Source organism: Microbacterium sp. 8M (genome assembly GCF_902506375.1).
GTDB lineage: Bacteria > Actinomycetota > Actinomycetes > Actinomycetales > Microbacteriaceae > Microbacterium.
In genome coordinates, this window is record NZ_LR733284.1 from 1,400,224 (window position 1) to 1,420,758 (window position 20,535).

At 69.5% G+C, this 20,535-nt stretch carries 22 protein-coding genes; 8 read left to right on the forward strand and 14 right to left on the reverse strand.

What is annotated here, in order from left to right; translation table 11 throughout:
- The first annotated feature begins 8 nt into the window (after positions 1 to 8).
- Positions 9 to 560 (forward strand): DUF6264 family protein, encoded by a 552-nt coding sequence (locus AERO9AM_RS06620; RefSeq protein WP_159575429.1) that lies wholly within the window; start codon positions 9 to 11, stop codon positions 558 to 560.
- A gap of 59 nt (positions 561 to 619) precedes the next feature.
- Here AERO9AM_RS06620 and AERO9AM_RS06625 read toward each other — a convergent pair whose 3' ends face one another.
- Both AERO9AM_RS06625 and AERO9AM_RS06630 read right to left on the reverse strand, forming a co-directional pair.
- Entirely contained in the window at positions 620 to 1,210 is a 591-nt protein-coding gene (locus AERO9AM_RS06625; RefSeq protein WP_159575430.1) for a DUF4822 domain-containing protein, read from the reverse strand.
- Between the two features lie 113 nt (positions 1,211 to 1,323).
- Positions 1,324 to 1,812 (reverse strand): DUF2231 domain-containing protein, encoded by a 489-nt coding sequence (locus tag AERO9AM_RS06630; RefSeq protein WP_159575431.1) that lies wholly within the window; start codon positions 1,810 to 1,812, stop codon positions 1,324 to 1,326.
- A 119-nt stretch (positions 1,813 to 1,931) separates the two neighbouring features.
- Between AERO9AM_RS06630 and AERO9AM_RS06635 the strand changes: the two genes are divergently transcribed.
- The 3 genes from AERO9AM_RS06635 to AERO9AM_RS06645 all read left to right on the forward strand — a co-directional run bounded on the left by AERO9AM_RS06635 (position 1,932) and on the right by AERO9AM_RS06645 (position 3,695).
- Positions 1,932 to 2,435, forward strand: coding sequence for a sigma-70 family RNA polymerase sigma factor (locus AERO9AM_RS06635; RefSeq protein WP_159575432.1), 504 nt, complete (start codon positions 1,932 to 1,934; stop codon positions 2,433 to 2,435).
- Entirely contained in the window at positions 2,432 to 3,106 is a 675-nt protein-coding gene (locus tag AERO9AM_RS06640) for a zf-HC2 domain-containing protein (RefSeq protein WP_159575433.1), read from the forward strand. Before AERO9AM_RS06635 ends, AERO9AM_RS06640 begins: the two co-directional genes overlap by 4 nt.
- 70 nt (positions 3,107 to 3,176) lie before the next feature.
- Positions 3,177 to 3,695 (forward strand): COG4315 family predicted lipoprotein, encoded by a 519-nt coding sequence (locus AERO9AM_RS06645; RefSeq protein ID WP_159575434.1) that lies wholly within the window; start codon positions 3,177 to 3,179, stop codon positions 3,693 to 3,695.
- A 67-nt stretch (positions 3,696 to 3,762) separates the two neighbouring features.
- On the opposite strand, the gene fbaA is transcribed toward AERO9AM_RS06645, so the two are convergent.
- The gene (fbaA, locus tag AERO9AM_RS06650) at positions 3,763 to 4,791 is read right to left on the reverse strand and encodes a class II fructose-bisphosphate aldolase (protein WP_159575435.1); all 1,029 of its coding nucleotides are present in this window, start codon (positions 4,789 to 4,791) and stop codon (positions 3,763 to 3,765) included.
- Positions 4,792 to 4,975: 184 nt separating this feature from the next.
- Here fbaA and glpX point away from each other — a divergent pair, with 184 nt between their 5' ends.
- The gene (gene glpX / locus AERO9AM_RS06655) at positions 4,976 to 5,968 is read left to right on the forward strand and encodes a class II fructose-bisphosphatase (RefSeq protein ID WP_159575436.1); all 993 of its coding nucleotides are present in this window, start codon (positions 4,976 to 4,978) and stop codon (positions 5,966 to 5,968) included.
- A 16-nt stretch (positions 5,969 to 5,984) separates the two neighbouring features.
- Here glpX and AERO9AM_RS06660 read toward each other — a convergent pair whose 3' ends face one another.
- The gene (locus AERO9AM_RS06660) at positions 5,985 to 6,185 is read right to left on the reverse strand and encodes a hypothetical protein (protein ID WP_159575437.1); all 201 of its coding nucleotides are present in this window, start codon (positions 6,183 to 6,185) and stop codon (positions 5,985 to 5,987) included.
- Between the two features lie 233 nt (positions 6,186 to 6,418).
- Here AERO9AM_RS06660 and AERO9AM_RS06665 point away from each other — a divergent pair, with 233 nt between their 5' ends.
- Positions 6,419 to 6,631 (forward strand): UDP-N-acetylmuramyl pentapeptide phosphotransferase, encoded by a 213-nt coding sequence (locus AERO9AM_RS06665; protein WP_159575438.1) that lies wholly within the window; start codon positions 6,419 to 6,421, stop codon positions 6,629 to 6,631.
- On the opposite strand, the gene AERO9AM_RS06670 is transcribed toward AERO9AM_RS06665, so the two are convergent.
- Together AERO9AM_RS06670 and AERO9AM_RS06675 are read right to left on the reverse strand one after the other, a co-directional pair.
- Entirely contained in the window at positions 6,606 to 7,886 is a 1,281-nt protein-coding gene (locus tag AERO9AM_RS06670; RefSeq protein ID WP_159575439.1) for a DNA recombination protein RmuC, read from the reverse strand. The genes AERO9AM_RS06665 and AERO9AM_RS06670 overlap by 26 nt on opposite strands.
- A gap of 56 nt (positions 7,887 to 7,942) precedes the next feature.
- The gene (locus AERO9AM_RS06675; RefSeq protein ID WP_159575440.1) at positions 7,943 to 8,545 is read right to left on the reverse strand and encodes a 3'-5' exonuclease; all 603 of its coding nucleotides are present in this window, start codon (positions 8,543 to 8,545) and stop codon (positions 7,943 to 7,945) included.
- Positions 8,546 to 8,626: 81 nt separating this feature from the next.
- Here AERO9AM_RS06675 and AERO9AM_RS06680 point away from each other — a divergent pair, with 81 nt between their 5' ends.
- The gene (locus AERO9AM_RS06680) at positions 8,627 to 9,358 is read left to right on the forward strand and encodes a class I SAM-dependent methyltransferase (protein WP_159575441.1); all 732 of its coding nucleotides are present in this window, start codon (positions 8,627 to 8,629) and stop codon (positions 9,356 to 9,358) included.
- 36 nt (positions 9,359 to 9,394) lie between these two features.
- Here AERO9AM_RS06680 and AERO9AM_RS06685 read toward each other — a convergent pair whose 3' ends face one another.
- Positions 9,395 to 11,041: a histidine-type phosphatase gene (locus AERO9AM_RS06685; protein WP_201298595.1), complete on the reverse strand. Its 1,647-nt coding sequence runs from the start codon at positions 11,039 to 11,041 to the stop codon at positions 9,395 to 9,397.
- A gap of 153 nt (positions 11,042 to 11,194) precedes the next feature.
- On the opposite strand from AERO9AM_RS06685, the gene ychF reads away from it, so the two are divergent.
- The gene (ychF, locus tag AERO9AM_RS06690; protein ID WP_159575442.1) at positions 11,195 to 12,268 is read left to right on the forward strand and encodes a redox-regulated ATPase YchF; all 1,074 of its coding nucleotides are present in this window, start codon (positions 11,195 to 11,197) and stop codon (positions 12,266 to 12,268) included.
- 443 nt (positions 12,269 to 12,711) lie between these two features.
- Here ychF and ptsP read toward each other — a convergent pair whose 3' ends face one another.
- The 7 genes from ptsP to AERO9AM_RS06725 form a co-directional block, all read right to left on the reverse strand.
- Positions 12,712 to 14,415, reverse strand: a complete 1,704-nt coding sequence (gene ptsP / locus AERO9AM_RS06695) for a phosphoenolpyruvate--protein phosphotransferase (protein WP_159575443.1) — start codon at positions 14,413 to 14,415, stop codon at positions 12,712 to 12,714.
- The gene (locus AERO9AM_RS06700) at positions 14,412 to 14,675 is read right to left on the reverse strand and encodes an HPr family phosphocarrier protein (RefSeq protein WP_159575444.1); all 264 of its coding nucleotides are present in this window, start codon (positions 14,673 to 14,675) and stop codon (positions 14,412 to 14,414) included. Before AERO9AM_RS06700 ends, ptsP begins: the two co-directional genes overlap by 4 nt.
- An 82-nt stretch (positions 14,676 to 14,757) precedes the next feature.
- On the reverse strand, positions 14,758 to 15,642 hold the full coding sequence (locus tag AERO9AM_RS06705) for a PRD domain-containing protein (protein ID WP_159575445.1): 885 nt from the start codon (positions 15,640 to 15,642) through the stop codon (positions 14,758 to 14,760).
- Positions 15,643 to 15,653: 11 nt separating this feature from the next.
- Complete coding sequence (locus AERO9AM_RS06710; protein WP_159575446.1) at positions 15,654 to 17,069, reverse strand: glycoside hydrolase family 1 protein; 1,416 nt, start codon at positions 17,067 to 17,069, stop codon at positions 15,654 to 15,656.
- A 24-nt stretch (positions 17,070 to 17,093) separates the two neighbouring features.
- A complete protein-coding gene (locus AERO9AM_RS06715; RefSeq protein WP_159575447.1) occupies positions 17,094 to 19,031 on the reverse strand; it encodes a beta-glucoside-specific PTS transporter subunit IIABC in 1,938 nt (645 codons plus the stop codon).
- 183 nt (positions 19,032 to 19,214) lie between these two features.
- Positions 19,215 to 19,589, reverse strand: a complete 375-nt coding sequence (locus tag AERO9AM_RS06720; protein ID WP_159575448.1) for a DUF2255 family protein — start codon at positions 19,587 to 19,589, stop codon at positions 19,215 to 19,217.
- A complete protein-coding gene (locus tag AERO9AM_RS06725; protein WP_201298596.1) occupies positions 19,586 to 20,473 on the reverse strand; it encodes a helix-turn-helix transcriptional regulator in 888 nt (295 codons plus the stop codon). Before AERO9AM_RS06725 ends, AERO9AM_RS06720 begins: the two co-directional genes overlap by 4 nt.
- Between the last annotated feature and the right edge of the window lie 62 nt (positions 20,474 to 20,535).

Here is a 20,535-nt window from a genome sequence, read left to right on the forward strand (position 1 = left end):
TGGGGCGCGTGTCCGATCCTCGTCCGCACCCCGCCGATCCCTCCCCGCCCCGCCCGCAGTTCGGCGAGTACGCGACACCGGAGGAGCAGAGCCGGCGCGCCGGGCGCCCCCTCCCGTCGCCGGTCGTGCCCGCTCCGGTGCCGAACGCGGAGCCGGCGGTCACCGCAACGGACGCGGGGAGCCGGCCCGCGCACCCGGTCGACCGGATCGCATCGATCGCGCTGCTGGCTTACGGCCTGTGGAACGTGATCACCTCGATCTTCCAGTTCCTGAACCCGTCCGCGCTCATGGCGACGATGCTGCAGGCGCTCGGGATCTCCGGCACCTTCTCGAACTACGAGCAGGCGAGGATCTGGGGCATCGTCGCCGGGTCGATCCTGATCGCGGGCTGGCTCGCGACGGCCGCATGGACCGTGCAGCGGCTGCGCCGGGGCAGGCTCACCTGGTGGGTGCCGGTGCTCGGCGGCGTCGTCTTCGTCATGCTCTCGTCGTTCTGCATGATGGTGCCGTTCTTCTCGGATCCCGCCGTGGTGTCGTTCCTGAACGGGCAGCTCAAGTAGTAGCCCGTCGACGCGAAGAGCCCGGCTCCTGGAGGAGCCGGGCTCTTTCGATCCGCGGCTCAGCGGGCGTTGCCGTTGTTGAAGTGGTAATCGCCGTCGCCGGTCGCGCTGCTGCCGTTCGCGCCGGGGCCGCGGCCGTCCGTGCCCGGCTCGACGTGGTTGGTCTTGGTGTGCACGATGTCGTAGTAGACGCTCGTGTCGGCCGCGTTCGGGAACACGCGGTACGTGAAGACGTTCTTGTTCAGCTCCACGATCGGCACGACGCGCTGGAACAGCACGTTGCCGTTCGCGTCCTTGGCGGCGATCCAGCGGGTCGCGCCGTCAGCGGGCACGTCCCAGTCGCCGTGCATCTTCGGGCTGTCGTCGAGGTTGTACATCGTGAAGGTGCCGTCGGCCGTGAAGTAGGCCCAGCCGACGAAGTTCTTCACGCCCGGATCGTCGAGGGCGACGCGGTGGCCGTGCGCGTCGAGGGCGCTCGTCGTCTTCCACGGGGTGGACGCCAGGGTCTCGAACGGGGTCAGCGCCTGCGCGGAGAAGGATGCGGTCGCGGCGGCGGGGGCCGCGGCGGCGGCGGTCGTGGGCACGACGGCCACCGCGGCGAGGGCGATGGTCGAGGCGGCGATCAGCGTGCGGGAGAAGGTGATGTTCATGTCCTCCACGCTAGGAACGGCCCCTCACCCGCCACATCATCCGATCAGCTACTTCGAGGGTTCCCGAGCGGATGATCCGCGTGCAGGCGTGCGGAATCCGGCGCTCGACGTGGTCAGGCGATCCCGCCCCAGACCGCGCGGGCGCCGGCCTCTCCGGTCAGCACGACGACGATCATCGTCCCGGTGGCGCAGATGATCGCAGCCACCGTGATCGCCACGGAGATCGCCGTCGCGACCGGCGCCCGCCGGATCCGCCCGGCGATCCGCTCGCGCAGGTGAACGGCGACGGCCGCCAGCAGGAGCGCGATGCTCCACGGGATCAGCAACAGGCCGAGCGCCCCGTGATGCTGGATGGCGGGCGTGGACCCGACCTTCGCGGCGAGGTCGAGACCGGCCAGCACGGTGACCGGGACCAGGACCGCCACGAGCGCCGCGGCGATCGGCGTCGCCACGCCCAGCCGGCGGCGGGCCGCGGGCCAGACCGCCGCCAGGGCCACGGCGAGCGCCGTCGCGGGCGTCAGGATCACCGTGGCGTGCACCAGCAGCGGATGCAGCGGGAGCCCGGACAGGATGTAGGGATCGGAGGCGAGGAACACGGTCATACTGGGAGAACGGCGCAGGGGAGCGCCGGGTTCATCGCATCCACGGAGGGCGGCGGATCCGCGCAGCCCGTGATGAACCTTCCTGTCGCGGATCTCGTTTCCCTGATGAGGAGGCGACGATGGATGACGACGACGAGCGGCTGACCGCGCTCTACGACGTGCACGCCGGACCCATCCGTCGCTACGTCATGCGGCTCACCGGAAGCAGCTCGTCCGCGGACGACGTCGTTCAGGAGACCCTGCTGCGGGCCTGGCGCACGCCGCGGATCCTGGAGCAGGAGGCGGCGACGACCCGTGCCTGGATGTTCACGGTGGCCCGGCACCTCGTCATCGACGAGGCGCGCAGCGCCCGCCGGCGCCATGAGCGTCCCGTCGCCGAGGTGCCGGAGCGCATCGCCGGGGACGCCACGGACCGGCTGTTCGACGCGATCCTCATCGAGGATGCGCTCGCCGAACTCAGCGCTGAGCATCGGGCCGTGATCGTCGCCGGCTACTACGGCGGGCGCAGCGTCGACGAGATCGCGCAGGAGCTGGGGATCCCCTCCGGCACGGTGAAGTCTCGGATGCACTATGGACTGCGGGCCCTGCGGCTCGCCCTGCAGGAGAGAGGGGTGATCCGGTGAGCGTCGATCCGGACCCGTTCGCGACCTGGGACGCCGCCTATGCGATGGGTGCCCTGTCCGCGGCCGACCGCGCGCGCTTCGAGGCGCACCTCGCGGAGTGCGCCGACTGCCGCGCCGCCGTGGCCGAGCTCACCCCGACGGTGGGTCTGCTGTCGAGACTGAGCGCCGAGGACGCGGGCCGCATCGGTTCGGGCGCCCCCGATCCGGCCGCCTCGAAGCTGCTGTCGATCGCGCACGCCCGGCGCCGGCGTCGCCGTCGTGCGCTGTGGGCGGGCGTCGGCATCGCGGCCGCACTGGCGATCGCCGTGCCCGTCACCGTGGTCGCGCTCGCACCGCGGCCCGCGGTGTCGGTGGCCCTGGAGGGGCCCGCTTCCGTGCCGGTCAGCGCCACGGTCTCGCTGACCCCTGTGGCGTGGGGTACGCGGATCGACATGGCGTGCCTGTACGGGGCGGACGCCCCGGATGCGGGGTGGACGTACGTGCTCACCGTGGTGCAGCGGGACGGCACGGCGACGGACCTGTCGACGTGGAAGGTCCAGCCGGGCCGCACGGCGAGGCTCTCCGCGGGCACCGCGGCGGCGCTGGGCGACATCCGCACGGTCGAGATCCGCACCGCAGCGGGCGAGGTCGTCCTCAGTCACGACATCCGCGGCGGATCGTCTCCGGGCTGAACCGCACCGCTCTCGACCTCGTTCTTCCAGTGAAGCGCACCGCACGGAGCGCCGTCGAAAGGATGAGGACATGCGCAGGACATGGGCGATCGGAGCCCTCGCACTGGGACTGGTGCTGGCCGGATGCAGCTCGCCGGGAGCCGCGCCGGGATCCTCGGCGCCGCCGGCGTCGAGCGACGGGTACGGCGGGTACGGCTCGGAGACGACCAGCTCGCCGCAGGCGCCCAGCACGGCGGCCGGCGACCTGAAGGTCGCGAAGACGTCGCTCGGCGAGGTCGTCGTCACCTCGGCCGGGATGACCGCATACGTGTTCGACAAGGACACCAAGGGGACGCAGACGAGCGCGTGCACCGGGGCCTGCCTGGGGCTGTGGCCGCCCGTGCTCGCCACCGGCGACACCCCGAAGGGGGACGGGATCACCGGCACGCTGGGCACGATCCCCACGCCCGACGGCAAGAAGCAGGTCACGCTCGACGGCTGGCCGCTGTACACCTATGCCGGCGACACGGCGGCCGGTGACGTCAAGGGGCAGGGCGTGCAGGGGATCTGGTGGGTCGTGGACGCCACGGGCGCCAAGATCGGCGGCTGATCCGCAGACGGCAGGAGCGCCGCCGGGACGGATCCCGACGGCGCTCCTGGACGCTGCTGCGCTGCGGTCAGCTCTTGGACTGACCGTACGAGCCGAGCTGGCGCGTCGACTCGATGACGCGCTGGGCCATCGCGGTCTCGGCGACCTTGCCCCACGCGCGGGGGTCGTACAGCTTCTTGTTGCCGACCTCGCCGTCGACCTTGAGCACGCCGTCGTAGTTGCTGAACATGTAGCCGGCGATCGCGCGGGTGAACGCGTACTGGGTGTCGGTGTCGATGTTCATCTTCACGACGCCGTTGGCGACCGCGAGCGCGATCTCCTCGTCGGTGGATCCGGATCCGCCGTGGAAGACGAGGTCGAGCGGCTTCGGACCGGTGCCGTACTTGGCGGCGACCTGCTCCTGGATCTCGCCGAGCAGCTCCGGGCGCAGCTTGACGTTGCCCGGCTTGTACACGCCGTGCACGTTGCCGAAGGTGAGAGCGGCGATGTAGCGGCCCTGGTCGCCGAGGCCCAGCGCCTGCACGGCCTGGTCGACGTCGGCGAAGGTCGTGTAGAGCGCCTCGTTCGAACCCTCGTGCTTGACGCCGTCCTCCTCGCCGCCGACGACGCCGATCTCGACCTCGAGGATCGCGTTGATCGCCTTCATGCGGGGGAGGAGGTCCTTGGCGATCTCGATGTTCTCTGCCAGCGGCACGGCTGAGCCGTCCCACATGTGCGACTGGAAGATGGGGTTGCGGCCGGCCTTGACCTCCTCCTCGGACGCGGCGATGAGCGGCTCGACGAAACCGGCGAGGGCGTCCTTCGGGCAGTGGTCGGTGTGCAGCGCGACCGTGACGGGGTAGGACTTGGCGACCTCGGTGGCGAACTTGGCGAAGGCGAGGGCGCCCGTCGCACGCGCCTTGACCGTCTGGCCGGCGAAGTAGTCGGCGCCGCCGGTGGTGACCTGGATGATGCCGTCGGAGCCGGCCTCGGTAAGACCCTGCAGCACGGCGTGGATCGTCTGCGAGCTGGAGACGTTGAACGCGGGGTAGGCGAATCCGCCTGCCTTCGCGCGGTCGAGCATCTCGGCGTACTGCTCCGGGGTGGCAACGGGCATGGCTTCTCCTGTGCTGGATGACGGGGGTCGGTGCCACTCTAGCGCCGTAGGATCCGCGATTCAGAGCGGATGACTTCGGCCCCGCGGCGGCGGATCTTCCGCATGCTAAAGAAGTCGAGATCTTTCATGATCCGAGCGCAGAAATCTGCGGATCCGTAACCGCGCGCCCCCTACGCTGAGTGCCATGGTGAGCCTCACAGCCGATCTCAGCCCCCTCAGCCCCGACCGCAACCTCGCGTTGGAGCTCGTCCGCGCCACGGAGGCGGCCGCGATCCGCGCCGTCCCGTTCGTCGGGCGAGGAGCCAAGGAGGCTGCCGACGGGGCAGCGGTCGATGCGATGCGCGCCTTCCTCGGCACGGTCGACTTCGACGGCGTCGTGGTGATCGGCGAGGGTGAGAAGGACAACGCCCCCATGCTGTTCAACGGCGAGCACGTCGGCAGCGGAGTCGAATGGGCGCAGCAGTACGACATCGCGGTCGATCCGATCGACGGCACCACCCTCACCGCCGACGGCCGGCAGAACGCGATCTCGGTGATCGCAGTGTCTGATCGGGGCACCATGCTCGACGCGTCGAGCGTCTTCTACATGGACAAGCTCGTCACCGGCCCCGCCGGTGTCGGCGTCGTCGACATCCGGCTTCCTGTCGCGGAGAACATCAAGCGGCTGGCCGGCGCGCTCGACAAGCCCGTAGCGGAGATCGTCGTCTCCGTGCTGAACCGTCCCCGCCACGAGAAGCTCATCCAGGAGATCCGCGAGGCCGGCGCCGGCACGCGCCTGATGAGCGACGGCGACGTCGCCGGCGGCATCAACGCGGCCCGGCACGGAGCGCGCACCGACATGTGCATCGGCATCGGCGGCAGCCCTGAGGGCATCGTCACCGCGTGCGCGATCAAGGCGCTCGGCGGGCACATCCAGGGGCGCCTGTGGCCGAGGGACGACGACGAGCGCCAGCGCGGCATCGACGCCGGTCTCGATATGGACAAGGTCTACGAGGCCGACGACCTGGTGCGCGGCAACAACACGATCTTCGTCGCGACCGGCGTGACCGACGGGCAGCTCGTCGCCGGCGTCCGCCGCGAGGGCGACTACCTCTACACGGAGAGCGTCGTGCTGCGCAGCGCGTCTGGCACCCTGCGCCGCATCGCGTCGGAGCACCTCGTCTCGAAGTGGCTCTGACGCCGGGAGCGGACGGTCAGACGCGGTAGCCGCGCCGACCGGCGTCGATCTGGGCTTGCACCTCGCGCAGCTCGGCGGCAAGGCGCGGATCCGCTCCGGCGACCGCATCGGCGCGACGGCCTGCGCGGTCGTGACGGCGCAGCAGCGCCACGAGTGCGGTGAAAGCGATCGCGACGCCCACTGCCGTTGCCGCTGCTGCGGCGATCATTCCTGTCATGGCGGAACCCCCGGTCTCCGGCTTTCCCTCACCCTAGCCCCGCGTCGTCCGCCGGGGAAGGGTCGGCAGCCGGCGTGGCCTGGCGCGTGCTCTCACACCAGGGAGCAGCCTCGGATAACGACCTGGTCGCATTCCGTCTGATTCATCCACCACCTGGCACAATGGTGGAGGCGCCTTCGGCGTGCACGGCGCATTCGGCGCAACGCGGAATGCGGAGCAGGAAGGTGATGAGGATGGCTGCGGAGAACATCTATCGCCATGAGACCGTGACCGACACCGGCACGGTGAAGGTCGTCGAGATGGAGGCGTCCCGCCGCCCGGACGTGCTCTTCCGCGTGCGCCGCGAAGAGGGCCACGAGATCAGCGCCTGGTGGATGATCGGCGCCTTCGTGCTCTTCTCCGCGACCGTCGTCTTCCTCCTCAGCGGGGTTCCGGGGAGCGCCTGACCTCCTCTGCCGCGTCGGTAGCGTCGTCGGGCGCGGCCAGCCGTGCACGCAGTTCGCCGACATCCGCCTGGATGCCGTCCGTCGCATCGACGACGGGCACCGTCAGCTCCTCCGCGGTGAACCGCCGCGTCGCGCCTGTCGCGGGTGCCGGTGCCGCCAGCGCCCCGGCGTCCACCCCGGGGAACTTCCGGGCGGTCACGAGCACCCGGCCCTCGAGCGAGCCGGCGAATCGGTTGTAGCTGTCGACCGTGCGCTCCAGCGCGCGGCGCAGGTCGTCGGCGTGGCCGGCGAGCACGCCGAGCCGCTCGTACAGCTGCGTGCCGAGGTCGAGCAGCACGGCCGCTTCGGCCGACAGCTCCTGCTGCTTCCAGGTATAGGCGACCGTCTTCAGCACGGCCCACAGGTTCACCGGGGTCGCCAGCGCGACCCGCTTCGTGAAGGCGTAGTCGAGCAGGGCCGGATCCTCGTCGAGGGCCGTCGACAGCAGCGACTCGGTGGGCAGGAAGCAGATCACGAACTCGGGGCTGGTCTCGAGGCCCGACCAGTACGCCCGCTTGGCGAGGGCGTCGACGTGCGCGCGGACCGCCTTGACGTGCTGCTGCATCAGCGCGCGGCGCTGCGGATCCTCCGTGCCGAGGGCGCCGGCGGCGAGGAACGCGTCCAGCGGAGCCTTCGCATCCACCGCGATCGACGCGCCGCCGGCGAGGCGGATGACCATGTCGGGCCGGCCCTGCCCGGCGTCCGAGCGGATCGTGGTCTGCAGGTCGAAGTCGACGTGCCGGGTGAGGCCGGCCGCCTCGACCACGCGGCGCAGCTGGGTCTCGCCCCACACCCCGCGCGCGGAGGTGGAGCGCAGGGCTCCGGCCAGCGACTCCGTCGTCGAGCGCAGCGCCTCGCCGCTCTCCTCGGCGCGGCGCAGCTGCTCGCTGAGCTGACCGAACTGCGCGTGCCGCTCCCGCTCCAGCACGGTCACCGTCTGCTGCATGCGGTGCAGGCTCTCGCGCACCGGGGCGAGGGCGGTGAGCACCGCGTTCTCCTGTCGCGCGCGCTCCGCTGCGTCGTGCTGCTGCAGCCGCGCGTGCTCGACCGCGTCGCGGTACAGGTCGTGCTGGCGGTCGCGCTCCTCGCGCACCACGGCGAGCTCGGCGTCCGCGCGGGCGAGGTCGGCGGCGCCGCGGCTGCGACCCAGATACCAGCCGACGGCGAGGCCGGCGATCGCGGCGACGGCGGCGATGAGCAGTGCGAACGCGTCCATGCGTCCATGATGGGCGGGGCCTCCGACATCGCCGGGGGACGCGCCGTCGGGCGTCGTCAGGCCGCGGCGGGCACCTTCGCCGGCGCCGCCGGGGCGAGCGGCCCGCCCACGGCCACGCCGACCCGCTCCGCGAGCTGCTGCACGGTGCCGGATCCGGTGCGCCGCGCCGCGTCGATCACGATCTGCGCGCAGGCGCGAGCGTCGGCGAGTGCGTCGTGGTGCGGGAATTCGCCGAACCCGGCGGCCGCCGCGGCGATCGGCAGCTTGTAGGACTCGAGGTCGTAGACCTTGCGCGCCACGGCCAAGCTGCACAGTGAGCGGTACGGCGGACAGTCGTCGCCCGTCGCCTCGCAGGCGCGGCGGATCACGTTGAGGTCGAACCCGGCGTTGTGCGCGACGAGCACGTCCGCTCCGGCGAAAGCGCAGAGGCGGTCGAGCTGCGCGCTCCAGCTGTCGGCATCGGCGACCTCGTGCGCCTGGATGCCATGGATCCGTACGTTCCACTCCTGGAACTGGTCGTGCCCGGCCGGCGGGCGGATCAGCCATCCGGTCTGTGCGACCACCGCACCGTCCCTGACGCGCACCAGGCCCACCGAGCATGCGGAGGCAGGGGAGGAGTTCGCCGTCTCGAAGTCGATCGCGGTGAAGTCCAGAGCCACGCCTCCACCCTCTGCCGACGGCGCGCGGTGGCCGGGCAGGCGCGCCGCGGAGGCCGAGATCGGCGGGCGTAGTCTCGAGCCATGGTGGAACGCGCGACGAGCTTCGGATCCGAGACGGGCAGCTACGAGAAGGGCAGGCCCGAGTACCCGGCCGAGGCGGTGCGGTGGATGCTCGAGGCGGTGCCGGAGGGCGCCGCGGTCGTCGACATCGGAGCCGGAACGGGCAAGCTCACCCGGGCCGTGCGGGCGCTCGGAACGGTCGTGACGGCCGTGGATCCGGATCCGCAGATGCTCGCGACCCTGCGCGAGAAGACGCCGGGGACCGAAGCGGTCGTGGGCACCGCGGAGGCGCTCCCGCTCGGCGACGGCAGCGCGGACGCCGCCGTACTCGGACAGGCGTGGCACTGGGTGGACCCGGCGGCGGCGTCGGCGGAGATCGGCCGCGTGGTGCGTCCCGGCGGGGTGCTCGGGCTGATCTGGAACGTGCGCGACGAGCGCTCCGACTGGGTGCGCCGGCTCACCGCCATCATGCACGGCAGTCCGGCGGAGGAGATGGTCGCGAGCAATGCGGTGCGCGTGGCGGCGCCGTTCGGGCCGCTCGAGCAGCGGCGCTGGGAATGGACCAGGGAGATGACCCGGGCCGAGCTGCACGCCATGGCGAGCTCGCGCAGCTACCTCATCACCGCCTCCGACGAGGAGCGGGCTCGTGTCGCCCGCGGCATGGACGAGCTGTTCGACGAGCTCGGTCTCGCCGACGGCGGCACCCTGGCCATGCCGTATGTCACCGCCGCATACCGGGCGACCCGCGACTGACCCCGGGCGTCGACGGCCCGGGGTCGGCCGCGCGGCTCAGCGCCGGCCGGGACCGTCCAGCAGCGGGCTCTCCGGCGTGGGGATCCCGGACAGGCAGCGCTTCAGCTCCGTCAGCTTGACCCAGTGGGATCCGGGAGCGACCGGGGTGCAGCCGTCGCGGAACGGCACCTCGCGCTCGTCGACCAGCATGCGCACGAGCGGCGTCCACGGCTTCTTCGTGGACGGGTCGACGCCCCGACGCTGCACGGCGTCCCACTGCACGTTCGCCGCCATCGGCGAGACGAGCGATCCCCGCCACGGGTTCGTCGCCGTGCCGTACACATCGGCCGGCGACGCGGGGGCGGGCACGTCCGGTGCCTGGACCGTGGACCCGGGAAGGTGCAGCAGCGCCGCGAACGGCATGATCGTCTCGGCATGCGCGAAGCGGAAGGTCGCGGCGACGTCGCCGCCGGCGGCGCGCGCGTCGATCACCGAGAAGAAGTCGTCGAGCAGCGGCTGCGCCACGCGATAGGTGTCGTCGTGGCCGGCGAGGCTCGGCCCCTTCTCATAGAAGTCCTCGGCGTCCAGCAGCGTGGCGAACCACTGCGCGTCCGCCTCGTGGCCCGCGAAGTACGGCGAGAAGTCGAAGGCGTGCGGCGGCACGTTCTCCGCCTCCATGTCGGCGGCGATGATGTACAGGTTGTACAGCGTCATCGCAGCGTCGACCGGGGTCTTGATCGACTTCTTCGGATCGCCGCACGCGTCCGGATCCACGACGGGATCGGCGCCGGGCGCGCACGCGCGAGGGCCGCCCTTCGTGCCGTTCGCCGTGTTGTACCAGCGGTGCGCGGCGTCCGTGCCGATCGCGGCGATGAAGGCGGGCGTGAAGATCCCCGAGAGCACGTCTTCCGCGCTCGACACGGAGGCGGGCAGCGACTCGATGTAGTCCATGGCGGCCGAGATCGTGCCGCCGTCGCCGGTCTGCGCCGCGATGTAGTCCTCATACGCCTGGGCCCGGATGCGCTCGGGTGAGCCCACGGCCTTCTCGGTGCCGTCGGGGTTCTCCACCTTGTGGAAGTAGAGCAGGTCGGGCCGGGACTCGAGCGGCACGTCCGCGGAGGGGGTCCGCGACCCGCTCGCCGCGGCCGTGAACCCGCGGAGGAAGTTCTCGCCGGACTCCGTGGCGCGAGCCTCGCCCGAGGTCTCCGCGACGATGCGGTCCTTGTGCGCGGCGGCCGCGGCGAAGAGCCCGGCGTTGCGCTGATACGCCCGCGCGCCGATGCCCTGGTGCTGCGCGGCGCCCTGGCCGGTGAGCATGCCGTACCCGTTCTCCACGTTCGCGGCGGTCAGGGCGTCGATGTTCGCGAGCAGCGCCGCACCGATCTCGGGGGAGCGGAAGCCGCCCTCCGCCTGCGCGGTCTCCGCCATGCGCCGCAGCAGCGCGTCGTACTTGTAGCCGGAGAGCCCGCGCGACCCGTGCCGTGCCACCGACTCGGTGGCCAGCGGCCGGTACCCGGCGGGTGCCGGCTGGTACGCCGCGATGTCGTCCGTGGTCGGGGCGATGTACGGCTGCTTGCTGCTGTAGCGGTTGTCCGGTTCGGTTCCCAGGGCGGACGCCGGCGGGGCGGCGATGCCGGCGACGAGCGCGCCGAGGGCGACGGCGGCGAGTCCGGCGCGGACGCGGCGGAGAGCAGGGGCGGGCACGGTTCCTCCTGGTGACGGGTCGGGGCGCGCGAAGGCGCGCGCCGCGGCTCAGCGTCTCGGCGTCGCATGAACGGGAGGTGGACGGCCGGTGGCCGGGTCGTTGCCGCATCCCCGGATCCTGAGCGGGCACATGCCCCGGTAGACTCGTACCCCGTGGCTCTCACCATCGGAATCGTCGGCCTGCCCAATGTTGGCAAGTCCACCCTCTTCAACGCGCTGACCAAGAACAACGTGCTCGCGGCGAACTACCCGTTCGCGACCATCGAGCCGAACGTCGGCGTGGTGAACCTGCCCGACGCGCGGCTGAACACGCTTGCGGAGATCTTCGGCAGCGAGCGGATCCTGCCGGCGACGGTGTCGTTCGTCGACATCGCGGGCATCGTCCGCGGCGCGAGCGAGGGGGAGGGGCTGGGCAACCAGTTCCTCGCGAACATCCGCGAGGCCGACGCGATCGCGCAGGTGGTGCGCGGCTTCGCGGACGACGACGTCGTGCACGTCGACGGCGCCATCGACCCGAAGAACGACCTCGAGACGATCAACGCCGAGCTCATGCTCGCCGATCTGCAGACGCTGGAGAAGGCGATCGTGCGCATCGAGAAGGAGGTGCGCGGCCGCAAGACCGACGCCTCGGTGCTGGAGACGGCGAACGCGGCCAAGGACGCGCTCGAGCGCGGCCAGCTGCTCTCCACGAGCGGCATCGACCTCGCGCCCATCAAGGAGCTCGGCCTGCTCACCGCCAAGCCGGTCATCTTCGTGTTCAACGTCGACGAGTCGGTGCTCACGGATCCGGACCGCAAGGCGGAGCTCGCGGCTCTCGTCGCGCCCGCGCAGGCGATCTTCCTGGACGCGAAGATCGAGTCCGAGCTCATCGACCTGGATCCGGAGGACGCGGCGGAGCTGCTCGCCTCCACCGGCCAGGACGAGTCGGGCCTCGATCAGCTCGCCCGCATCGGCTTCGACACCCTGGGCCTGCAGACCTACCTCACGGCCGGTCCCAAGGAGGCTCGCGCCTGGACGATCGGCAAGGGCTGGAAGGCCCCGCAGGCCGCCGGCGTGATCCACACCGACTTCGAGAAGGGCTTCATCAAGGCCGAGGTCATCTCGTTCGACGACCTGGTCGCGACCGGATCCGTCGTCGAGGCCCGCGCCAAGGGCAAGGCCCGCCTCGAGGGCAAGGACTACGTCATGCAGGACGGCGACGTGGTGGAGTTCCGGTTTAGTAACTAATTTTGGTTCTGACCAAGAGTTTAGTGCTCGTCTTGCCGGCCGAGTTCTGATTCAACATTACGGCGACGCCTGATCGCCGAGAAGGAGCCAGTAGGCGCTGTTGCGACTGCGGTGGTGCCCGCTCGACGTGCCCTTCAGTCGCGTTGCTCCGCAGTACGGACCCGAGGTGGCGCATATGAACCGGCCCGACCGGGGTATTGCCCGGCGCCGGGTGCAGCCCGGCTGTCTGCAGGAGCTGAGGAGCGAAACGCAGATGACGGCGTGGAGCGGGTGACGGCTTCCGCGTGGCGGCGCCGATGCTCCCGGGGACACGGCGTCGCCAGAGCGGTGCGAACCCGGTCCCCTCCCCAAAGAACGCACGCTGCTCGACATCAACCTCGCGCGGTAGCGATGGGGGTATCGCGTTCTCCCTCGACCTGCGGGCCTACGCCTGGTGAGAGCGATCAGCCCAGGCTGAGCGCCAGCGCAACCTCCGGGTCGCAGAGGGCGACTGCAGCGGCGCGAGCTTCAGTCGCGGTGGCAGCGTCGAGAGCGGCGGCCGCGATCTGCTGGCAGCGTGCTCGCGAGTGAGCCGCCAGCGCGAAGCGGGCGGCCGGAATCGCGGCCGGGGACATCGACAGGGATGTAGCACCGAGACCCGTGAGCACGAGCGCCATCAACGGGTCGGCAGCCGACTCTCCGCACACCCCCGCAGGCTTGCCATGTGCCTCGGCGGCGCGCAACACCATCGCCACCAGATCCAAGACGGCGGGCTGCCAGGCATCGAGAAGATCGGAGAGATCTCCGACGAGGCGGTCGGCGGCCATGGTGTACTGCGCGAGGTCGTTGGTGCCGATGGAGACGAAGTCGACCGCGGCAAGGATCTCGTCCACGCGCAGCGCGGCCGCAGGGACTTCGATCATCACCCCGGCCCGTTCCAGGCCTCGCGATCGCGCGTGGATGGCGAACTCGGCGGCCTCGTGAGCAGTGGCGATCATGGGAGCCATCGCCCAGACCGCGATGCCGGTGCGGCTCTGCGCGTCGGCCAGCGCATCGAGCTGTTCGGCGAGCAGCTCGGGCATCGTGCGCGTCAGCCGGTATCCCCGCACGCCCAGGGCGGGGTTCTCCTCCGTGGCGCGGCGGACGAAGGCGAGCGGCTTGTCAGCGCCGGCGTCCAGCGTACGGACGACGACCTTCTGCCCTCCGCGGGCGCGCAGCACTCGCTCGTAGACGTCGGCCTGCTCGACCTGATCGGGTGCTGTCTGTCGGCCGAGAAAGAGCACCTCTGTGCGGAACAGCCCGACGCCTTCCACCTCGCGTTTGGCGAGCCGTTCGGCATCGTCGGCGGTTCCGATGTTGGCCAACAGCTCCACCCGGTGACCGTCGGCGGTGCGTCCAGGGTCCACGTTGCCGGCGAGTGTGGCGAGCATCTCCCGGCGTGCCGCCACCTCTGCACGGGTCGCCTCATCGGGATCCCGCACGACGGTGCCCTCGGCAGCGTCGACCGCGACCATGTCGCCGGGCTGAAGCGAGGACACGCCATCGACACGCACGACACACGGGATGCCGAGCTGTCCGGCGATGATCGCGGTATGCCCGGTGACACCGCCCTCCTCGAGGACGATGGCCAGAACCTTCTCCATGTCCAGGGTGGCGGTGTCCGCGGGCGAGAGGTCCACCGCGATAAGGATGCTCGGCGCTTCGAATGTGGGGACGCCTGGTTCAGGCAGCCCCATCAGCTCGGCGATGACGCGATCGCGGACGGAACGGAGGTCGGTGACCCGCTCGGCCAGATATCCGCCCGCAGCCGAGAACAGCTCGACGTACTCCTGCGTGGCCGCATCGACGGCGATCGAGGGGTGCGCGCCCTGGCGTACCCGGGCGACAGCGTCGGCGATCAGCTCCGGGTCGGCGGCCATAGCGGCAGCGGCGGAGAGCACGTCACCAAGGGTCGTTCCGGCGGCGCTGGCGGCCTGGGCGGTGAGTCTCTGGGCGACGGCCGCATACGCGGCTTCGACACTCTCTGCCGCCTTCTCGGGGTCCTGGATGCTGGCTGCCGGTGTTGCGGCATCGGGCGCTGAAGGAGCCGGATGGGAGCGCACGACCGGGCCGAAGGCGGCACCTCGCCCCACGCCCTGACCGTGAAGGGCCAGCGGGCGCCCGCTCACTTCTCCGCGTCCAGATCGGTGGCCAGCAGCGCGGCGAGCGTGTCGAGTGCCGAGTCGTCGTCGCCCTCGACGGACAAGGTGACCGTGTCGCCGTGTCCGACGCCCAGCGACATCACCCGCAGGATGCTGGCCGCGTCGACGGGGGCTGCGTCCCCCTTGGCGATCTTCACCCCCGTCCCGGCGGCTGCGGACGTGAAGGCCTTCGCCGGACGAGCATGCAGCCCGGAGGCGGAGGCAACGACGACAGTACGGAACTTCATAGGGATACTCCTTCGAATAGGCCCGGCCCAACGCCGGGCGAGTGGTGTAAGTGCGAGGCGGTGTCGCGACCGCTCGCACGGACTAGTCGGGAACGGCCTCCCGCACATCCATCACCAGGCGCGCGACGTGAAGACCGAGGTAGGCCGTCTCGTCCGCTGTCAGCGAGGTCTTGAACGCCATCTCGATGAGGTAGCGCACCTTGAGTGCGCAGGCCATCGCTTCTGGGTGGGCATGAGAGATGGCGTCGAAGAGCGTGGGATGCGGGTCGCTGATCTGCTTGTCCGTGGACACGCGCGCGAACACGTAGCGCAGATGCGTGACGAATCGCGCCGCGTTCATCGAGTACCGGTCGAGGCGGATCTCGAAGGTCTTCTCGATGACGTCGAAGATCCGAGCGATCGTCTCGGTCATCTGCATCGCCGCTCCCACACCGGGCGTGGCGAACTGCGCGTTGACCAAGTGCATGGCCAGAGCGACTGCCTCCGCAGGGTCCAGGTGCACCTTCATGACCTCGTCGGCGATCCGCACACCCTCTTGCCCGACCGCGTACTCCGCGGGGTAGAGCTGTCGGACCTCCCATTGCAGGGGGAACTCCATCGTCGTACCTTCGACGGCGCGCTGCATCGCGAAGTGCAGGTGATCGGCCAGCGGCAGGATCAGCGACTGGCTGACGCGCAGGCCGAGTCGCTCGTTCGCATTATCGGCAATCCGCGCGGCAGCTCGCACGCATTCGAGCGGAGTCTCCGTGAGCACTTCCACCAAGCGTGAACTTGCTGCGTCCTCGCTTGCGAGGAAGACCTGCTCGACCTTCTTCGTATCGATCGGATCGCCTTGGCGGCTACCGAAGCCGACACCTCGCCCGAGCGCGACGAACTGCCGGTCGTTCTCATCGAGAGCGAGAACGGCATTGTTGCCGATCACCCGCTTGATGATCATCTCGTGGGCTTGCGTCATCACATGCACCATCCCGGATTCGTTCAACCCAGGTCATCGCCGTGTGAGGCGATGACCTGCTGGTACCAGTAGAAGCTGTCTTTTCTGATCCGGGCCAAGTCCTTCAGATCGTTCTCGTCGCGGTTGACGTAGACGAATCCGTATCGCTTGCCGATGCCCTGGTGGGTGGAGACCAGGTCGATCGCCGTCCACGGGCAGTACCCGAACACCATGACTCCATCGGCGAGGGCGAGCCGGATCTGCTCGATGTGCCGACGGAGGTAATCGATCCGGTAGTCGTCGTGGACTCGGCCATTGACGAGCTCATCGAACGCGCCAAGGCCGTTCTCGGTGATGATGAGTGGCAGCCGGTACCGGTCCCACATCCTTCGCAGCGTGGTGCGCAGCCCTGTGGGGTCGATTTCCCAACCGAACGCATTCGTCGGCAAGTTGTCGTTCTTGACCGCTCGGTAGAGACCGACCTCGCCGCGAACGATCTGCTGGTCGCCGCCCCTGATCTGGACGTCAGAGGCATCGCCACGGGACGCACCGACAGTCTGCGTCGAGTAATAGTTGAATGCGAGAAAGTCGGGCTTCGCCGAGGCGAGGATTGCCAGGTCGTCTTCGCCGAGCTCCGGCTGCAGGCCGCGCTCCGTCAGGTAAGACCATGCGAGCGGGTGATAGCTGCCGCGGGCCGGGACATCGAGGTACATGAGGTTGCGGATCGCATCCCAGTCGTCGGCCGCGATCACGTCGTCGGGGTCGCAGGTCGCGGCGTAGACGGAGACGATGTTTGGGGCGGGACCGATCTTGGCCTCAGGCAGCATTTCGTGGCACGCCGACATGGCCCGCGCCTGGGCGAGGAACATGTGGTGGTTCTGCTGATAGATCGTCTTCTGGTCCGTGTCGCCGCTACGGCCGGTCGTCCCGATCGCCTTGCCGTGAAGGACCATCATGTTCTGCTCGTTGACGGTCAGCCAATAGCGGACCTTGCCGCCGAACTCTGCGAACACGATCCGCGCGTATCGTTCGAACGCGTCGATGGTCGCCCGGTCCGACCAGCCGCCGCGCTCGTCGAGCGCGGCGGGCAGGTCGAAGTGGTACAGCGTGACGATCGGTTCGATACCCTTCGCACGCAACTCGTCGATCAGATGGTGGTAGAACGCGAGTCCTGCCGGGTTGATCTCGCCGTCGCCGTCCGGAATGATCCGGGTCCACGCGATCGAGAACCGGTACGCGCGCATCCCGAGCTCGGCGAACAGGGCCACGTCTTCGGCGTAGCGGTGATAGTGGTCGGAGGCGACCGTGAAGTCCGCGACGTCATGCGGACGATGCGGGAGCGTGTCCACGACCGACGGGCCCTTTCCATCCTCAGCGGTTGCGCCCTCCACCTGATACGCGGATGTCGACGCCCCCCAGAGGAATTCTGGTGGGAAGGCGGTGGTGTTCTGATACTTCATCGGGGTGCTTCCTCACGTATCGAGTCAACGGGTCACGGTCAGGACCGGCTCGCCAGCCACGACGGTTCCCTGTGCCTTGACGGTGATGCTGTCAGCGTCAGTGGCGTTGGTGACGACGAGGATCACCGTCGCCGGGTGGCCTGCTTCACGGATCGCGTCCAGGTCCGCGGTGACGAGCCGCTGACCGGCGGTCACACGCGCACCTTGAGCGAGTGCCCCGGAGAATCCGGTGCCCTTCATCTGCACCGTGTCGACTCCGACGTGCACCAGGATCTCCACGCCGTCGTCGGTGAGGATGCCGAATGCGTGCCCGGTGTCCATCGCGGCGATGATCTGCCCGCCGGCGGGAGCGACGATCTGACCGTCAGTGGGCTCGATGCCCACGCCCGGTCCCATCGCACCTGAGGCGAAGGCCGCATCCGCGACCTCGCGGAGTGGGATGACAGTGCCCTGTACGGGAGAGGTCACCTCGGTCAGGCCGGTGCGCGTCGCGGTCGCCACGCTTCCGCCGGCCACGGTCGGGGTCGGCGCCTCGGGCTCGAGATTCAGCCCCGCCGCGAGTGCGGCGTCTTCGCCGGCGTGCGTCTTCTCGAATCGGAAGGACAGAGCGAACGCGACCACCGCGGTGACGACGGCGCCAATACCGAGGGCGATCAGGATGTTGAAGAAGTACTGGAGCGTGTCACCGCCGATGTAAAGGAACACCGCTGGGAGACCGGACGTGCCCACGGCGAACCGGTGCGTGGCGGTCAGGCCGACGAACAGACCGCCGGCGCCGCCGCCGACCATGGCCGCGATGAGCGGGTACTTCTTCGGCAGTGCGACGCCGTACAGCGCCGGTTCGGTGATGCCCATCAGGCCGGTGATTCCGCCGGCCGTTGCGATCTGCCGCAGCTTCCTCTCCTCGGTGCGCACCGCGACCACGAGGCTGGCGACCCCCATGGCGATGTTGGAGACGATGGCTCCCGGGCCGAAGATGCTGTCGTATCCCATCTGGGCCAACTGCGCGAACCCGAGCGGAGCGATCGCGTTGTGCACGCCGAACATCACCATGATCGGCAGCAGCGCACCGATGATCACCGGCGGAAGCCAGGGGGCGTTCTCGGTGAGGAAGGTGAAGAACGTGGCCAGCCATCCACCCATGACGGTCCCGATCGGGCCGAGGACTGTCAGCGCGAGCGTGCCCATGACCAGGAACACCACCATCGGGACGACGACCAGCTTGATCGCGTTCGGGATCACCCGATTCAGCCATCGCTCGAAGAACGACTGGACGAAGATGATCAACAGGATTGGGATCACCGTTGAGCCGTAGGAAGCGAGAGTGACGGGGATGATGCCGAACAGGCTCACCGGCTCGCCCGCGGTCACCAGCGCGGTCCAACTCGGGTGCAGCATCATCGCCGCGACGACACCCGCGAGGAACCGGTTCGTCTTCAGCTTGTCCGCCGCGGAGATCGCCACGAAGACCGGCAGGAAGTAGAACACGGCATTCGCCATGAACGACAGCACCACGTAAGTCTGAGATTCACGGGAGATCACGTTCGTCACCACCAGCACCGCGAGCAGCGCCATGATCATGCCGGCCCCGGACAACGCCGGGACGATCGGCTGGAAGGTGCCGGCGATGAAGTCGATGATCGACCCGAATACGCCCTTCTTTCTCTTTGTCCCGTCGTCCGGCGTGGGTGCGCCCGTTTCGACTCTCGCTGAGCGCAGCTCCCGGTCGATCTCCTCGAACACATCCTTGACGTGCGTTCCGATGACGACCTGGAAGGTGCCGCCTGCGCTACGGGTCGTGGCGACGCCGTCTGTCGCGTTCAACTCGCTCGACCGGACCTTCGCCTCGTCTCGCAGCTCGAATCGCAGCCTGGTCTGGCAGTGATACGCCGACCTCACGTTCTGCGGTCCGCCGATCAGCTCTACGATTTCCGATGCGAGCGTTGCATACTTCGTACTCATGCTCGTCTGACCCCACTCTCTTCTTTGAGCGCATAGAAAAAGGACCCGAGCATCGATACCCGGGTCCAGGTATCAGAGCTCAGGTCCTGCTTCGCGTCAGACGAATAACATCCTGGGTCTCACAGCGACGAATCGCTTGGGACAACATACCATCTGCGTGGTGGCGCGCCAACCAGGACGCCGTCAGCGCGGATCGACGCGGACGGTGGCCGCGCGGGTCTTCGCGGTGACCATTGGCGGATAGTACGGACTCGTGCCGTACTTCGCCTCGTACGCGGCGTCGATGAGATCGTTCAGCTCTGGGTCGTCGATGGGGGTGAATGTCACGTCCTTCTCGATGCCGCCGGCGGTGATGCGCCCGGCACCCTGGGCGCGCGCGGACTGGTACCAGCGTGAGCTCGTGCCGTTGTAGGCGCGCACGTAGACGCCGCCGTCGACGACGACCGACCAGATCCAGGTGAGTGTTCCGAGCGTGCTACCGTCCGCTCGGAACGGGGCGATGTGGAAGTCGTCCGTGGTCGCGATGGCGTGCAGTTCGTCGGTGCTCCAGGCGGTCATGAGTCCTCCGTGATGGTCTGACGTGGGGCGGGCCGGTCGGCGGCCCAGGATGCGAGCAGCCGCAGCCGTTCTGCCGATGGCGAGCCGGGCTCCGCGGTGTAGACGAGCATGACGTGACCGGGTTCGGCGGTGATCGCGAACTCTTCGTACGCGAGCGTCAACTCGCCGACGACGGGATGTTGGAATCGCTTGGTCCCTGCGCCGTGGGTTCGTACGTCGTGGGCGCCCCACAGCCGCCGGAAGGTGTCGCTCTGCGTGGACAGCTCGCCGACGAGGTCCTGCAGCGCCCGGTTGTGGGGGTCGCGTCCGGCTTCGGTGCGCATCATGGCCACGCACATGTCGGCGAAGAGGTCCCAGTCGGGGTAGAAGTCGCGTGAGGCCGGGTCGAGGAACTGGAAGCGCGCGAAGTTCGGCGTGCGGCCGCCGTCTCCGATCAGCGGTGAATAGAAGGCGCGGCCCAGCGCGTTGAGCGCGATCACGTCCGAGTGGGCATTGCGGACGACGGCGACGCCCTCGGTGAACGCCTCCAGCGCCCAGTGCAGGCTCGGCCGGGCGGCGTGGCTGCGGGTTGCGCGGCGTCGCGGCCGACCGGAGGCAGGGATGCCATCGGCGGCCCTGGCGAGGTCGAAGAGGTGCGCGCGCTCGGTATCGTCGAGCTGCAGCGCCCGGGCAACCGCCTCCAGGACACCGGCGGAGACTCCGGCGATCGCCCCGCGCTCGAGCTTGGCGTAGTACTCGACGCTGACGTCGGCGAGCATGGCAACCTCAGAGCGGCGCAGCCCGGCCACCCGGCGGCCCGTGCCCGCGGGCAAGCCCGCCATCTCCGGGGTCAGCTTGGCACGCCGTGACATGAGGAACTCGCGGACGTCGGCTCGGTTGTCCATGCCTCATAGGCTAGGCCGGGCCCGGTCCATGAGGGATGCCCTGCCAGTACACCTCTCATCAG